General features: G+C 56.8%; 8 protein-coding genes and 3 pseudogenes. 6 read left to right on the plus strand and 5 right to left on the minus strand.

What is annotated here, in order from left to right; genetic code table 11:
- The first annotated feature begins 99 nt into the window (after positions 1–99).
- Entirely contained in the window at positions 100–711 is a 612-nt protein-coding gene (locus XI06_RS13360) for an IS4 family transposase (RefSeq protein ID WP_271605528.1), read from the plus strand.
- Between the two features lie 191 nt (positions 712–902).
- A complete protein-coding gene (locus tag XI06_RS13365) occupies positions 903–1,268 on the plus strand; it encodes a hypothetical protein (RefSeq protein ID WP_271605529.1) in 366 nt (121 codons plus the stop codon).
- Between the two features lie 53 nt (positions 1,269–1,321).
- On the opposite strand, the pseudogene XI06_RS43730 reads toward XI06_RS13365, so the two are convergent.
- A pseudogene (locus XI06_RS43730) lies at positions 1,322–1,462 on the minus strand (IS481 family transposase); the annotation flags it as partial.
- A 563-nt stretch (positions 1,463–2,025) separates the two neighbouring features.
- Here XI06_RS43730 and XI06_RS13370 point away from each other — a divergent pair.
- Positions 2,026–3,078, plus strand: a complete 1,053-nt coding sequence (locus XI06_RS13370; protein WP_442869435.1) for a KamA family radical SAM protein — start codon at positions 2,026–2,028, stop codon at positions 3,076–3,078.
- 1,678 nt (positions 3,079–4,756) lie between these two features.
- On the opposite strand, the gene XI06_RS13375 is transcribed toward XI06_RS13370, so the two are convergent.
- Positions 4,757–5,749, minus strand: coding sequence for a D-alanine--D-alanine ligase family protein (locus XI06_RS13375; RefSeq protein ID WP_271605531.1), 993 nt, complete (start codon positions 5,747–5,749; stop codon positions 4,757–4,759).
- A 748-nt stretch (positions 5,750–6,497) separates the two neighbouring features.
- Between XI06_RS13375 and XI06_RS13380 the strand changes: the two genes are divergently transcribed.
- A complete protein-coding gene (locus XI06_RS13380; RefSeq protein WP_271605532.1) occupies positions 6,498–6,860 on the plus strand; it encodes a hypothetical protein in 363 nt (120 codons plus the stop codon).
- 188 nt (positions 6,861–7,048) lie between these two features.
- Here XI06_RS13380 and XI06_RS13385 read toward each other — a convergent pair whose 3' ends face one another.
- From XI06_RS13385 to XI06_RS13395, 3 genes and pseudogenes are all read right to left on the minus strand, one after another.
- Entirely contained in the window at positions 7,049–8,401 is a 1,353-nt protein-coding gene (locus XI06_RS13385) for an aminotransferase family protein (RefSeq protein WP_271605533.1), read from the minus strand.
- A 438-nt stretch (positions 8,402–8,839) separates the two neighbouring features.
- Positions 8,840–10,159: an MATE family efflux transporter gene (locus tag XI06_RS13390; RefSeq protein WP_333909325.1), complete on the minus strand. Its 1,320-nt coding sequence runs from the start codon at positions 10,157–10,159 to the stop codon at positions 8,840–8,842.
- 635 nt (positions 10,160–10,794) lie between these two features.
- Positions 10,795–11,904 (minus strand): annotated as a pseudogene (locus tag XI06_RS13395) (IS630 family transposase).
- A gap of 1,447 nt (positions 11,905–13,351) precedes the next feature.
- Between XI06_RS13395 and XI06_RS13400 the strand changes: the two are divergent.
- Positions 13,352–13,579, plus strand: coding sequence for a hypothetical protein (locus XI06_RS13400; RefSeq protein WP_271605535.1), 228 nt, complete (start codon positions 13,352–13,354; stop codon positions 13,577–13,579).
- Positions 13,580–14,526: 947 nt separating this feature from the next.
- Positions 14,527–14,899 (plus strand): annotated as a pseudogene (locus XI06_RS13405) (IS5/IS1182 family transposase); the annotation flags it as partial.
- Positions 14,900–15,128 lie beyond the last annotated feature (229 nt).

A 15,128-nucleotide genomic window follows, 5' to 3' on the forward strand; every position in this document is an offset into this window, starting at 1 on the left:
ACGTAGAGCCACGGGATGGCGCTCATCGGGTCTCGCCCAGCTCTCGGCCACGCCTTGGGCGGGACGCCATTACGTCGCGGACAGGATGAGACGGCGTGCGTGCACGTGAAGTTCGCCGCAATCCAAACCTTGCCGCCCATAGGCAAGCAGAAGCGATACAGTCCTCAGCTTCTCACCTACATTCACGCCCTTGAGATCGACCCGCCGGTGGGCCGTCCGCCGATCGACTGGAAGCTCGTGACCAATCTGCCGGTCGGAGATTTCACCATGGCCATCGAGAAGCTCGAATGGTACACCTTGCGCTGGAAAGCAGAGGTGTTTCACAAGGTAATGAAGTCTGGCTGCCGCACCGAAGAGGCGAGGCTTGAGATCGCCGAGCGGCTGACCAAGTTCCTCGTCCTCATCGCGATGGTCAGCTGGCGCATCTTCTTCCTCACCATGTCCGCACGAGCGAAGCCCGACGCTGCGCCGGAGACAGTCCTCACCTCAAGCGAAATCGCGACGCTAGATGCCATCGACGCGGCGCGGTCCAAGCCGCGCATCTTGCGCAAGACCCTCGCCACCTACTTGCTCCAGATTGCCATCCTGGGCGGCTACCTCGCGCGCAACCACGATCCGCCGCCAGGAAACATGGTGGTGTGGCGAGGCCTAACACGCCTCAACGACATCGCCTTCGGCCTCTCGATCAGAACTCGTCGACGGTGTGGGTAATTGAAAGCTTCGCCGGAGAGATACGTAGGGCTTAGTGCGGATGTGTTTGAACCCGAGGCAGGACCTTGGGACCGGCAACGGAGTTGTAGCAAGACCCGCTGTCGGTCATCACCGCTAGACTTTGACATCCAGGCTTACGATGAAGCGATCGCGGCCTTGAAACTGTGGCACAGCACTGTCGTTCGCTCTTCATGACCTTGCTGAAAGGCGATCCGGGAAGCATCGTCGATGAAGGCGTGGACGCACTCCCAACCGGGACCTTCACCTCGAGCCCGCAGGCTGTTCTGCCCCGTTCGATCGCCCCTGATACGATGGCCTATACGGTTGCCCTTCCCAAGTTCTTTGATGTCGATGTGGTCAGCTTGCCGGGATGTCGCGCTTACACCGCCGCACCGGATCGGCCGGTAACAGGTCGCGCAATCGGCTCAATCCCAGCCACCGCAGGATACGGCGGTCGGTGGCCTGATGCCGACTTTCTTCGCGATCTGCTTGCCCGTGTGGCGCTGTCGGCGCAACAGCTTCGGCGCATGTGGCAGCTTGGTTTGGCTCGGCAGTGAAAGGGCCGTGAGGAGCGATCACGCAACCCATTGACACCTTCCGCGCGGAGACGTCTGAACCACTTGGCAACAGCCTTGGCCGAGACGCTGAATTGGAGCGCCGCTGCCGCCTTTCTTGAGCCGCCTTCGATCACGCTCCGCACCATAGCCTTTCGAGCTTTCGGCATCGGAGGCACAGTCTTATGGGTGTCCATTCGGTCCTGCTGGGGTTGGCTAAAGCTTCGACAACTTCAGCTTCCTCGTTCCGGACCGGATGGACAACTCCCGAAAGCTTACACCTAGAGTTTGGCGAACGCGGCCTATCAGTCGCAATAGCCAATGATATGGCGAACACTGCTCAGTACGTTCCGAGTATGCCCGCTCCTCGTAAAGTACAAACTCGGAGAGTATGAGCACAAACTCACCGCCGCTCTCTCGGCCCTCCGCAGCGAACGCCAAGCACTTTTAGAACAGATTTTCGAGTTAGGCCGGTGAGGCAAGCGCCGTCATTCGAGTTATCGTATTTTTGTCGACTTTAGCGATGTTCGGTTGAAGACATCCAGGTGGGAAACGCGCCTTTACCAAGAAGATCATATGGGGCGGCGCAAAAGCGGCGGCTGTTTCCCTTTTTCTAGCAGCAATATTGTGTGGCACGCCGATTGCTAGGACACGCTTGGGGATCTCCCTGTCTCCGGACGAGGTGCTCATGAAGCTTTCTCGAACCCAGATTAGTGCGACAAAGGCCGCGGGTGGGGTCCAGCAGCCGCACCATGTCGTCGTGAGGTTCATAGAGGGAACTCGCGCCTTTACCGAGGATGAGCTGCACGCTCACAACATGACCCGTCATCATGTCACGGAATTCTATCGTGAACAGATCATCAAGAGCGGCTATTACGAGCAGCTCAAGTACATCGTCGAACCTTCGTTGAAGGAGCTTGATAGCCCCGGCACTCTCGACACGAGTGGTGAGCACGACAATACCGTGGTGCCCGGACTTCAGCACAAGTACACCCAAACTGGTTTGTTGCTTGTCACTGATCGCTGCGCTTCATATTGCCGTTTTTGCTTTCGCAAACGTATGGTGGGCAAGAACTCCGATGAGATCGCACCTGATTTCGACCGCCTTGGAGAATACATTGGCAGCCATCCTGAGATAAATAACGTACTACTATCGGGAGGTGACCCGTTTGTGCTCAGCACCGCCAGGCTCGACAAAATCCTTGATCATCTCTTGTCGATCCCGCATTTGCAGTCAATTCGATTTGGCACAAAGATAGTTGCCTTTCAGCCCAAGCGGCTACAAGATCCAGCTCTGAGAGATGTATTCCGACGCATCCATAAAGCAGGTAAGACAGGGGTTATTGTTACACATTTCGATCACGTCGGTGAAATTTCGGTCGATGCGCAGCGCAGCATTGGTCTTTTACGCACACAGGGCGTGCAGTTCCTCAACCAGTCTGTGCTTCTCGCTAATGTCAACGATGATCCAGAGATTTTGGCCGCGACCTTCGCCAAGTGCCACCAGGTGGGCGTCCACCCCTATTATCTCTTTCAGGGCAGGCCAGTGAAAGGGGCATCGCACTTTCAGGTTTCACTCCGTCGCGGCTTAGAGATTGCGCGCGGTATCAACCAACGTCTCAGCGGCATCCAAAAAACATTTAAGTACATTATGTCCCACTATACCGGCAAGATCGAAATCCTTGATCTCGGAGCTGACGGGCGCGTCTATATGCGCTATCATCAAAATAAGATTCCTGAAAAGATCGGAAAGATCTTTTCTCGTCCCTACGTCGAGGGCGCCTGCTGGCTTGATGATTTGCCCGAAGGATAACGATTGAAACGCACGCGATCAGGCGACTGACTCAGACGACGTCAACCGGCGGACCTGCTCGATCTTCGGCGGCGGTACGAGGCGGTACTAACGTCGTTCAGCTCGCCGCCAATCCGGGCTGGAATTCCCGCGTTCACGAAAGTATGCGATCGGCCGGTGCAGTAGCCGCGGCTTCGTTGCAGCACGTTGGAGGAATTTCCGCTTTCCACGAAAAGTCCAGCGACGCCACGCTTCTAAACCCACGCATCAATGTCGCGCGTCACGAGCTCGCAGTCCTGTCGATACGCAAATCTTCGGCTCGATCCAGCACGCCGGAGCGGCTCCAGGGTGAAGCGAGGCCATCGCTTCGCCGGTCCCAAAGAAGTGAGCGTTCAAATTCGGCTGCGATCGCCCCGCAATGGTCCCATTTTTCTTCGTGAAGCGGTCACAAGCGGGCGCCCTATCTGAGAAAAGACATCTCCCCAAACGCACTCTCGTTGCTGGAAGGGGCGCCCTGATCGTCACTATACGCAAAAAGCTCGCGCCGACTTAGTCAACACGTAGCCCAGCGCCAACCTGATGGACCGGTGGCTTCGCTTCGGATATAGCCGCAATTCATATTGCGCTCGGCGAGCCTTCGTCGAACAGTAGGCCGCAAATGACCAATGGAGAGGGACAAATGTGCTGTCGTGGCAGGCAGGATCGATCTTCGGCACGCAGGCAAAGCAGATGACACGATCGTCGATTGCCCATCCAGTCGAAATGGCATAAGCTAGTTTTCATCGCCAAAGATGTGGTCCCTCGGGACTCGAGACCGTTCCCACGGAATAATCTGCATATGAGCTATGTATGGAATCTAAACTCGAGATGTATACCATGCTCGTAGCAGCTAGAATACTCTTCCTCGTCAGCGGCTTTGTCCCTCTCCTCGAGAGGTCCTGTCTCTGCGGCTCTGCAGGAGATCAGTGTCGAATGCTGCGAGATGCGCTTCGTTGGCCTTTAACGTTTCAAGCGCGCGGTTGCCACGCCTGGCCGCGATGAGCTTCACGAGACACTCGGCCGCAGCGAATGACCGAGTCGTGCTAAAAGAGGAAGGCGTTCCAGCCCGCACGCCAATCACGACTTCCGCAAGCTTGCCGATCTGAGATAGTTCGCGGTCTGTCAAGGCTATCAGTCTTGCTCCGCGATAAAGGCGGCGCCCCTCATCTGACGCGGCATCAGTTCATAGGTGTCCGCAATGGCACCCGCAATGAAGATTTCATCCCAAAGAAGCGAGTACGATGGAGCCGAGAAGTATTGAGAGCATGAGCATCATTCGCCTGAACTGACAATGAGCAACCAGTTTATCACTTCGACACCCTTGCGTGTCTCTGACGGTTTTACCGGAATCCACCTGGGAAGAGGAACGTTCTCGGCGCTTCCACCGACGCGAAGTTGAACAACCAAGTTGCGCCGCTGGTCTATGGTCCCAAGCGTCCTCGCCGCGCCGGAGCACGACGCCGGTCGCTTTCTGTTGGGGAGAATTCGGGTTCTGCGCCGAGAATAGTTCGCCAAGGCAGATCCGACTATGCTCTCACGGGACGTGGGATGGTCCCGTTGCGAATGGCAACGATTCCAGACCGCAGGGAGGCATCGGAATTAGCGGAGCGGCGAAGTAATCGAGCAACGATCACCTGCGACCGCGCTATCCCGAAGCGATTCAACTCATGTTCGGCCGCGGGATGCCGATTCCGAAATATCGAGTGTGGGCCAGATCAAGAATCCGATTGACCAACTTCGGGAAGCTGTATCCGCCGGTCGTCGCAGCCCGGACGTAAGACCCCGTAGAATTAAGTGACGGGCTGAAGTTGATCTCGAGGACAAAAGGCCGGCCGGAGCGGTCGATCCGGAAGTCGACGCGGGCGTAGTCCTGGCCTCGGCAGGCACGGAAGGTCGCAACCGAAATATCCTGCAGCATTGTCGCAAGCTCGCTCCCGATTTGTGCCGGGCAAATCTTCTGCGGCTTCGCGGTCGCCAGATGGTTCTTGTCCTCCCAAGTGATAATGCGTGTTTCGCGGTCGCCGAAGTCGTGCTCCACCGCAGGCAACACCTCTACTTTTCCATTTCCCAGTAGCGCGACGCAAATTTCCCGCCCCTCGATGTATTCTTCCACAAGTGCATCCTGCGCATATTGCGTGACGATCATTTCTACAGCTTGCCTCAGCCCACTCGACTCACGTATGAGCTGCAACCCTAAGCTGGTGTGCTCGTAGCGAGGCTTCACTATCAGTGGGAATCGCAGGTCTCGGGTGCTCTCGGTACCGAGACGCATGACGCGAAAGTTTGGCGTGGGTATGCCGTCATGACGGATGAGCTTTTTAGTGACCACTTTGTCTAACTCCAAAGCAGCCCCGAGTGGACTCGCTCCGGTGTACGGAATGCCAACCATCTCAAGCATAGTAGGAACCTGACTGCAACGCCACTCCCCCTTACTTCCATACGCCATGTTGAACACCATTCCCGAGGGGCCGGCCCGCCGATCGGGCGATATGAACCGCTCAAGCGCGGCAAACAATCCTTTGTCGCCCTCGCACACCAGCGTTTCGTGGCCGCTCTCTTCCAAAGCCTGCTCGACGTCTTTCACCGCGGCACGGTAATACCCGGAGGATGGACTGATCTCGGTTGGCTCGTTCCAGACGACTGCTACCCGCATGAGTACCTCCTTGGATGCCTGCGACTGTCAACTTCATTCATCCGGATCTGCTTGATTGTGGCAAACACTCGTCTGGCCTCTACGCGCCGCCAATCGGCCGGTAAGATGTCGAGCCGATTTGCTTGCTCCAATAGGCGGAAATGCAGCACCTGGATGCACGAACGAAAGAATCCCAACTCGCCTCACTATTCTTGAATACTGAAGTCAACGCGCACCACCTCATTAGCTCAACCAATGCCGTCGAGCGCGATGGCCGACAGCCTCGTCCAGCTCGCCATGAGCTAAGCACCGTTTGGATAGGGCCACGCTGTGACGGGACCCCACTTCCGCCGTAGATCGACGAGGCCACTATAGTCGCAAGACTCTCATCTAACTCAAGCAATCAACGTGCCACGCAGACGGGGCCCGAGCGAGATGAGAGAACTACGTCTCTGGTGCTGCAAGTCGGCGAACTCGTACCTTCGGACCAAGCGCGTCGCCTCGATCAACTTCTTAACATAATGGCGGCTGCAAGACGGCGCCTGCAGCGGCTATGACACTAATCCAAATCGTTCGAGCAGGCTTCGTCTGTGAGCACCTCGCTCGGAGAAGAGACCATTAAGCTCCATATGACTTTGGCGCACCGCCAAAGGCGCGAGCAGACCCCCGGCAAGGGCAAAAGACATTTCTGCAGCGCGCAAGCCAAGTACGTGCATGACTTGTCGTACTCCTCACATAGCGTCCGAACCGAACCTGACGGAACACGACAATGAAGCTCGATGCTGCGGTCCTCGCCGAAACACCACGACATCTAATCGACCAGACGATCTCACGATCGAAAGCATCTCGCGCGCAATCCGGTTTGCGATCCCGGATCGCACGCATGGAAAGCAGGTTCCGCGTCAGCATCGGGCCTGCTGCGTCGCCTCTTGGTTGGTGGAAGGCGTCCTACAAAGCCGATGACAGATTCAGCACAAATTTTGACAAGAACGTATTTGAGCTAGGACGGCGGTCGGACGAGCAAGCTAGTAAGGTCAGCAAACGCATCTTTGTCCAGCATCTTGCGCGGCATAATGTCATGCGGAAAATATCTGGGGTCGAGTACGCAATCCTTTCGGATCGGTTTGATTAAGAATATAGGAACGAATTCAAAGCACCGGCAAGCCCGCGTCGATAAATTTCCATATCAAGCATTTTGTCGGGGACAAATAGCTAATTGGGAGGAATGCGGACATTCAGCCAAAGTCTCAAACGCGACTTCGGCTCTCGTCCGCGCCAGGTTTGACGGCTCGAACTTGCGATGAGGGGGGCCAGAGAAAGTCAATACCAGCTGTTCTTGCTCTCGAGAACGTCGTTTGCTGCGGCCACGAGCGATCCTGTTGCCTCCTGTACCTCGCGCTCAGAAATTATTAGTGGCAATAGTAGCATCGCATGATCGCCTGCTTCGCTTCCGGCGCTACCACTGCTAGCATAGATCACTAACCCACGTTTGAGGGCGGCGCGTTGGAATCGATCGCTGTAGCGACCGGGCAAAAGGGGCCGCCGATTCTGGAATGCGAAGGTGCTGATGTCAAAACCAACCATCAATCCCATGCCGCGGATTCTGCTGATCAGCTCGCCTGGCATTTCCTTGCGGAGCGACGCTCGCAGTAGTTCGCCCATCCGCGTTGCGTTTGCTGCGACGGTTCCATCCGCCAACTTGTCCAAGACTGTCAGTCCAACGGCCGCGCCGGCCGGACTGCAAGCGAATGTCTGACCGTTCTGAAAATACTGGTCAGCCAACGGCCCGTGGACCAGTCGCTCGTTCACCAGAAGAGCCGACAAGGGGTAATAGCCAGCGCTGATCGCCTTGCCGCAGATAATGATGTCAGGTTCGACGCTCCAATGCATACTTGCGAACGGTCGTCCGGTGCGGGCAAAACCAGTCATGACTTCGTCGGCGATGAGAAGAATGCCATGGTAGCGGCACATCTCACAAACGCGCGGTAGATAGCGGGAGTCTGGCGCCGCGGCACTCAGCGCGGCGCCGACGACCGGCTCAATGATCACAGCGGCAACATTCTCGGGTCCTTCCTCAAGGATCGCATCCTCCATCGATTGCGCGCATTCTAGAGCGCAAGTCTGCGGCTGAAGTCCAAATTCGCAAGCGACGCAATGCGCGTGGGAAGCCTTTGCGCACGGCACAAGCACGCCTTCGTATGGCTTCCGGCGCGCGACGAACCCTCCTGCGGCCAGCCCAGCGATCGTATTTCCATGATAGGACGCGTTGCGTCCTAAGATCTTGCGCCGTTGCGGCCGCTTGGCAGCGAAATGGTGTTGCAGTGCTAATTTGAGCGAAGCCTCGACTGCGTCGGAACCGCTACTGAAAATGATTGCCCGCGACATGCTCGGCGGCCCGAAATCGAGCAATCGGCTAGCGTACCGTTCGACGATTTCGGAGCTAAAATGTCGGGAGGGGAAAAGCGTCAACTGCCGGCTCTGGGCATGAAGCGCGTCGATGATCTTCTCGTCGCCATGACCGAAGATAAGAGATCCCGATCCGCAGGACGCATCTAGGTAGCGCGTCCCGTCGGCCCCGAAGAGGTATGATCCCTCACCCCGCACTATTCGCGCGCCAAGTTGACCCGGCGTCGAATAGGCGCTTCGTGAAGGAAGAACGCGGATATCTGCCATGTAGCCTCCAGCGCCGCTCGAAGTTGACGGCCTACTTTGCGCCGTAGCATGAAGCTTATACGAAAAGTGCTGTCCATGCTAGATAGCGGACACCGCTAATCGACCGACGCTCATTTTTCTTGGTATTCTGTGTTCGTGTTGATGCCCGATTGGACACGCTTGTTTTGACCAAAGCCACGGGTAAGCGGGCTGCGAGCCTCTAATGGATCGCACCGCCTGCTTAAGCGCCAGATGAAATTTTAAAACCTAGGACCCCCGCCGGTTTTGACATCCTACAAGTAATTTGAGGTGTGGAGAATGATCTGGATATCTACAAGCCTTCAATAGTGTGCTGGACTCCACTAGAAGATGCCAAGTCGGCCGGTGTAAAGGGCTGGACCGCCCGCGAGTCAACGCATGCCGGACCTTTCGGATCGCCAAGCGGGGGCAATGACTCGCTTAACGCATAGAATATAAGGTCGGAAAAGCGATCCTGCTTGCGAGCATCTGAAAACGGAGAACGAGGAGGACCGCGTAGACGCTCGTCCCGATTGACAGGCCAATCCAAACGCCAACGACGCCAAGCCCCATGCTCAAACCAATGACATAACTAGCGGAGAAGCCGATCAACCAATAAGCGATGCAAACCAACAGAAGCGGCACCCACGTATCCTTCAGCCCGCGCAAGCTTCCCGCCGCAATGAATTGCACGGCATCAGTAACAAAAAAGCTCGAGCCGACCAAAAGAAGCTTTGCAGCCAGGGGGATGGTCGCATCGGCATGAGCCGCTGATTCATCCAGGAACAACCTGGCAATTTCCAAACGCAAGATAATCACAGCAACTGTCAGCGTCGCTGCGACTATCATACCAAGCAGGATCGCCGCCAGACCTGCCCGCCTGATGCCGGAATGATCGTTCCGGCCCACCGCATGAGCGACGCGCACGGCTGCCGCCATACTGATACCGAAAGGAATCATGGACAGGACGATCGTGACCTGAAGCGCGATTTGATGCGCAGCGAGTGCGCTGGTGCTGATTTGGCCGGCCATGAGCGCCGCGGCCGAAAACACGCCGGCACCAGTCAACGCTGTGATTGATATCGGTGCCCCGAGCATGATCAATTGTCGGATCATCGACCAATCAAAACACGATAAATGTACAAGCACGTGATAGTCACGGAAGGGCCGGCGCGTCGTGGCGAACCACAAGCCAGCTAGGAAAGTCGCACTGTTCACTAGGGTCGTCGCGAGGCCGGCCCCGAACAGTTCAAGACGCGGCAGCCCCATCTTGCCATAGATCAGCAAATATGCCAGCAGGGCGTTGACCGGGATGGCCGCGAGCGTGATCCACAAGATCGGCTGCGGCCGGTTGACAGCGCACATAAAACAGCGGAGAGCCAGAAAACCCAGCGCCGGCCCCGCGCCCCATGCCAGTCCGAGCAGGTATAACTGGGCGATCTGCGCTGTCTCGGTCGCCTGGCCCAATGCTACCAGTATTCGCTCTCCGGATAGCGCAAGCGCCATGGTGGGAAATGATAGCATCATAGCCGTCCACAATCCCATGCGAAGCGCGCGGCGTACCACCGCAAGATTATTCGCCCCAAACGCCTGCGCCGCTAGGGGCGCAATTGGCGCCAGTAGGCCCGAGCCGAACATAAAGCCTAGGATATAAATTCTGCTAGCCAGCGCTGCAGCGGCGATAGCCTCCGCGCCGATGTGTCCAATAAACGCGAGATCGGTAGTCATCATTACGACCTGAGCAATCTGCGTCAGCGCCATCGGCCATGCAAGTTTTGCGGTTTCTCTAAGCTCGCCAACGAATCGAGAGCCCGTCCGCCTCGTCAGCTCGAGCCGCGAAGTCGATGCTGTCCTTTTTCCGACTATCTTGTGCATGGATTATTGATGCCCGGTTTCTCCCCGCCGGATACGTGAGGACCTATGTCACTGGCGGCACTCCCTTTCCAACTCCAAATTCCAGAGCCACCTGCGGATACAAACTCGCGCTAAGTGTCAACGTGGATAGTGCGTCACGGACGGGGCGTGCCTAGAATTCAGACCTGCTGTCAAGATTGGGTCTGGTGTATCTTCGCCAATCGGCGAGATCATCTCCTTGGGTTATCCAATGATCATGCCACGAATTCGCGCTCGTTAATCACGGGAGCGTAATCCGCAGAAGCAGCGCGATGCCAACGTGATCAGTCACGGCCACAAACTCTTACGCGGTCAGGGCGGATGGGGGCAATTGCGCCGGTCGGCTTCATAGGCGACGCAGACGCGAACTGACAGGCAACATTTGTACTCATCACATGGACTCCTGCACGCGATGCTAAATAGCATCTGTATCGCAACTCCGTTTCAAATTTCGTGCCAGTTGCAAAAGCCATTTGTGACGACTATTTGCTAGTCAGGTGAATCTAAAGTTCGCCACATAAAGTCTGCTGGGCTTTGTGGCAGAAGCGTTTGACGGAAGCCAAAGTCTGGTCAGCGGACTTGGTCTATTTGAAGGGCTTCGGGTTGTTGTTGTGCAGGTCGATGAAGGTACGGATGTCGGCCTCGAGCTGCCTGACGGAGGTATGAACACCTCGCTGGATCTGCTTTCTGGTGAGTTCAGCGAACCAACGCTCGACCTGATTGATCCATGACGCAGAAGTCGGCGTGAAGTGGACATGATAATGCGGCCGACGGGCGAGCCACGCTTTGATCCTGGGTGTCTTGTGAGTGGCGTAGTTGTCCATGACGATATGGACATCGAGGCCTTCAGGAACTTGAGCATCGATCTCTTTTAAAAATTTCAAGAACTCGACTGCGCGGTGGCGCTTGTAGCATTTGCCGATGACGAATCCCGAGGCGACATCGAGCGCGGCAAACAGCGTGGTCGTACCATGCCGCACATAGCTGTGCGTACGACGTTCCGGCATCCCAGGCATCATCGGCAAGACCGGCTGCTCGCGATCGAGTGCCTGAATCTGGCTTTTCTCATCGATGCTGAGCACAAGGGCTCGGTTCGGCGGGGACAGGTAAAGCCCGACAATATCGCGCACCTTGTCGACGAACAGCGGATCGCTCGACAGCTTGAATGTCTGGCTGCGGTGCGGCTGCAAGCCGAACGCGGTCCACATTCGGCGGATCGTGGTGTGAGAAAAGCCAGTTTCCGCAGCCATCGAGCGGATCGACCAGTGCGTCGCGTCGGGCGGTGTCGTCCGCAATGTCCGCTCGATTACCTCAGCAACCTGATCGTCGTCGATGGTTCGAGGGCGGCCAGGTCGGGCTTCGTCAAGCAGGCCATCACAGCGATCCTTCAAGAATCGACGGCGCCACTTGCCAACGGTGTGTTCGTGAAGGCCGAGTTCGGCAGCTACAGACTTGCTTGGCAATCCATCCGCGCATCGCAGGATCGCGCGGCACCGCTCAGATAGCGACCGGGCAACACGATGACGACGAACTTGCCTCTCCAAGTACGTCCGCTCCTGCGGACTAAGCACCAACGGCGCGATCGGCCGGCCTCGCACACCTGCATTCGCCACTAGCGCTCTCCTCTCTAGAGATTCGAGCAATCAACTAATGCAACGAATTTGCGTTCCAGATGACTAGCGAACGCGTGGTTGACTCAACGCGCGTTGCACAAACTCCGACAGTCCTAACGTTGCAGCGCTCTGTGGCCATTCGCACGTGACCATCCATCGTCGAGGTCTAGAAGATCGAGTAACCAACAGGTGTTATCTGTCAGCCCCTGGGCAACGTGCCCAGCGCTCGCCGATGGCAGCGTGCATGCGTCCATCCGTGTCTCCAGCTCCTCCAGAGTTTGTCCTAGCTCCGGCCGATAGTCATGTGCACCACCGTATGCACTGCAAGTACGTACTGAAACTCAAGGACTCATCTGCTGATTTCAGGCATTGGCACGCGCGAGGTCGGCGCTCAGGACGGCTCGCGAGACCTAACGTAGGCCGGCAGCAAGGCGAAGGACGTCAATATTTACAAGAAGGCTCTTGATCGTGCGCGCGCAAAATAACGCCGACCTTGCTGTCGCAATCGAGGACAACAGAGGATAAACGATCTCGTTCTCCTCTCTTCAACATCACACGTTCCAGCTGGTCAATCAGCAAACATGTCCATTCGAGAACTACCCATCGATCTTAGCTTGTATCACGCGGACCTCTTCCAGACACGCGCGATAGCGAGTTTCGCAACAACAATCGACTGTTTGTTCTGGTAGTTTCAGAGCTCGGCTACGTTAAGTAGCCTGTCCGCCCATGCCGGCTGCTCAAGATTCACGATGTATTTCTACGATCAGAGCAGCAGAACCTGATGTTCATGCAGGCTGAGCTACACTCTCATGATCACAATAGCAAGATGCGCGAGATGCAATGCCAACATCAGACGCAAGATTGATGCCGCGTTGAAGGCGAAGATTGCCATGAAGGCGATAGATTCGCCGAGGGCCACGAGGCCGAGGACGGAATTGCCAGCTGGAACGGCCTTCTATAGCGAGCATCGCCTTCATCAGGCGCTCGGCTACCGCACGGCGATGGCCGTCTAGCGCCGGGCAACAGCGCGCCGGTGGACATGATGGAAAACGCGCCGCGTTGACTAGATTCCCACAGTGGCAACAACAGCCCCTGCGGCATGATAGCGGAAGAAGGAGCGGTCAGCTTCCAACTAAGAAACCGGTCAAGCGGTCCCACTATGTGGGTCCATATTGACATCGTCGAGCAGGTACGAAGGTCCTCACGCCCGCATCGAACGCAATGTATGTCAACGAGAAACGGCGAGGGACAGAATAGTCCAGTCAGCTGTCATTCCGACCGCTACGGTGAATGTTGATAGCCTTTCCAGGCGGGAGCCTGCCGAATTGAAACGTCCGCCCCGCAGCAGGCCCGACTCGAAATGACGAGTCGTTCATGAAGATTACCGCACCGATCCGTTGCAAACATTACGGCATGAGCGCCCTGGGACGAGCTCAACGACCTTTGCATGTCCGAGGCCGTACGGCCGTTGTATGACCGCCTGCGAGAATTCATCCGCGAGGCCGTCAAACGGATTTCGGCTGAGCTCGAGAAGCTTCCCGAAAACACAGCCGACCGCTGGAGCATCATCCCAGCGCATCCCGAAATGATCGAGAAGGCGAAAGTCCAGGGCCACAGCCAGGGCTGGGGGCTTGGGGAACTTCTTCCTGCCCGAGGCGCAAACCAGCGAGAATGAAGAATTTAGATTTCGTTTACATCGCCGCCTAGCCCGGCAAGAACCCGCTTGCACCTGAGACCATGAATTGCGCGGCGCCAGATACGGGCACGTGAAGGTGCTGGCAAAGGAAATTGCTACGGGAGCAACCTCTGTCACCTCGCACCCGCTCCACACCGATTACCATAGCAGGCGGTTACGATTGAACACCTTGTCCCGCATGCTTCGAGTCCAGCTCTGCCATTAACAGCTTCGCCGCATACGGCAGCGCGGACTATAACTGTTTTTGACGTGGATCGCTCATTCCACGTGGATAAGCATGTCGCAGGCAATGTTAGCATCTCCACTAAATCCAACCCGAGTTCGTTGTTGCCTATTGACCGATTCGATTCCGGTCATCCAAGCAGCTTATCCTGATTGTGAGCGCCGCTCGACGAGCTACACTCTAGCGGAGAACCTCATGCCAGTTTTAGCGTCTTGCGATATAAAGAAATAATTCGCCTTCATCTCGAACATAAGTCTCTCAAGAACTAGCCACTATACCCTCGGTGGGTCCCTCGACTTTGGGTCTCCCTTGGCATCGCGAAGCAGGTTCCCATGTTCCGCGCAAAAGTCTGCCATCGGAATCACGCCGCCTCTACACCGGTTGGCGCCCGGCCGATAGACAGGCTCTCGCCGCGCTTGATCCCAGGAGGTGGTATCGCCCCTGGTTTCGACAACAGCTGAACTGTAGTTTCGATGCATCATCAGCGGTTTGCTTGCGTTCGTCTTCCCGTGGTTCACCTGACAGGCTAATTGCCCGCCTTTTCCAGCAACGCTTACCCACCTCAGCCATTGAGCTAAAGCAGCTTGTGGCGGTTTGGACTCTGATCCTGCCCGAGTCCGAGGGCGTGCCCTCCTCTCTTGCGCAGCAAGGCTGCTCGGAAGATGGTCTACATACTCAACCTCCTTCTTCGCGCCGTCATGGCGCACATACCACCGTGCAGCCGAGGGCGATCACCTTCCCGACCGATGCCAAGCTCTTGCACGCGGCGATCAAGGGGCTCGACCATCTCGCGAGGAAGCAGGGGGTCAAGCTGCGGCAGTCCTATCTTCGCATTGCCAAGACCGTGGCGATGATGGCGGGACGCTACGCCCAGGCCAAGCAATTCAAGCGGCATCAGCGGCAGTTGCAATATCCGCCGCAAGATCGAAGGTCAGGCTGTGCTTGAGAACGCCTTCGCGCTCCCGCTCAGCCGGGCCTCGCAGATCCGCTCGCAGCAGCAGCGCCAGCGCGGCTTCAAGCCTTCCACGCCCCCAGAGGTGGAGTGCATCGGCAAGGGCAAACCGGCCGCGCCTTACGGGTTAATGGCGTGGACCACGCCCGCTCTCAGCGGCAAGGTAGAGCCCCGGCAAGAGAAGGAGCGCAACCCATGTCCCATACGAGCATTGTCACGATCGGTATCGATCTAGGCAATAGCACAGCCATGTGGTGGGGTTCGATGCCACGGGTGCAACCATCCTACGCAAGAAGCGATCGAGAAATCAGCTTGAGCAGTCGCTGGCTAATGTTCCGCCTGCCCGATCGGAA

Origin of the sequence: Bradyrhizobium sp. CCBAU 11434 (assembly GCF_028128895.1) — a bacterium.
Lineage (GTDB): Bacteria > Pseudomonadota > Alphaproteobacteria > Rhizobiales > Xanthobacteraceae > Bradyrhizobium > Bradyrhizobium zhengyangense.

Coding starts and splice junctions, on each gene's coding strand:
- XI06_RS13365 (WP_271605529.1), top strand. CDS start 903: ATGACCTTGCTGAAAGGCGATCCGGGAAGCATCGTCGATGAAGGCGTG.
- XI06_RS13375 (WP_271605531.1), bottom strand. CDS start 5,749: ATGCGGGTAGCAGTCGTCTGGAACGAGCCAACCGAGATCAGTCCATCC.
- XI06_RS13380 (WP_271605532.1), top strand. CDS start 6,498: ATGAAGCTCGATGCTGCGGTCCTCGCCGAAACACCACGACATCTAATC.
- XI06_RS13385 (WP_271605533.1), bottom strand. CDS start 8,401: ATGGCAGATATCCGCGTTCTTCCTTCACGAAGCGCCTATTCGACGCCG.
- XI06_RS13390 (WP_333909325.1), bottom strand. CDS start 10,159: ATGGCGCTGACGCAGATTGCTCAGGTCGTAATGATGACTACCGATCTC.
- XI06_RS13400 (WP_271605535.1), top strand. CDS start 13,352: ATGTCCGAGGCCGTACGGCCGTTGTATGACCGCCTGCGAGAATTCATC.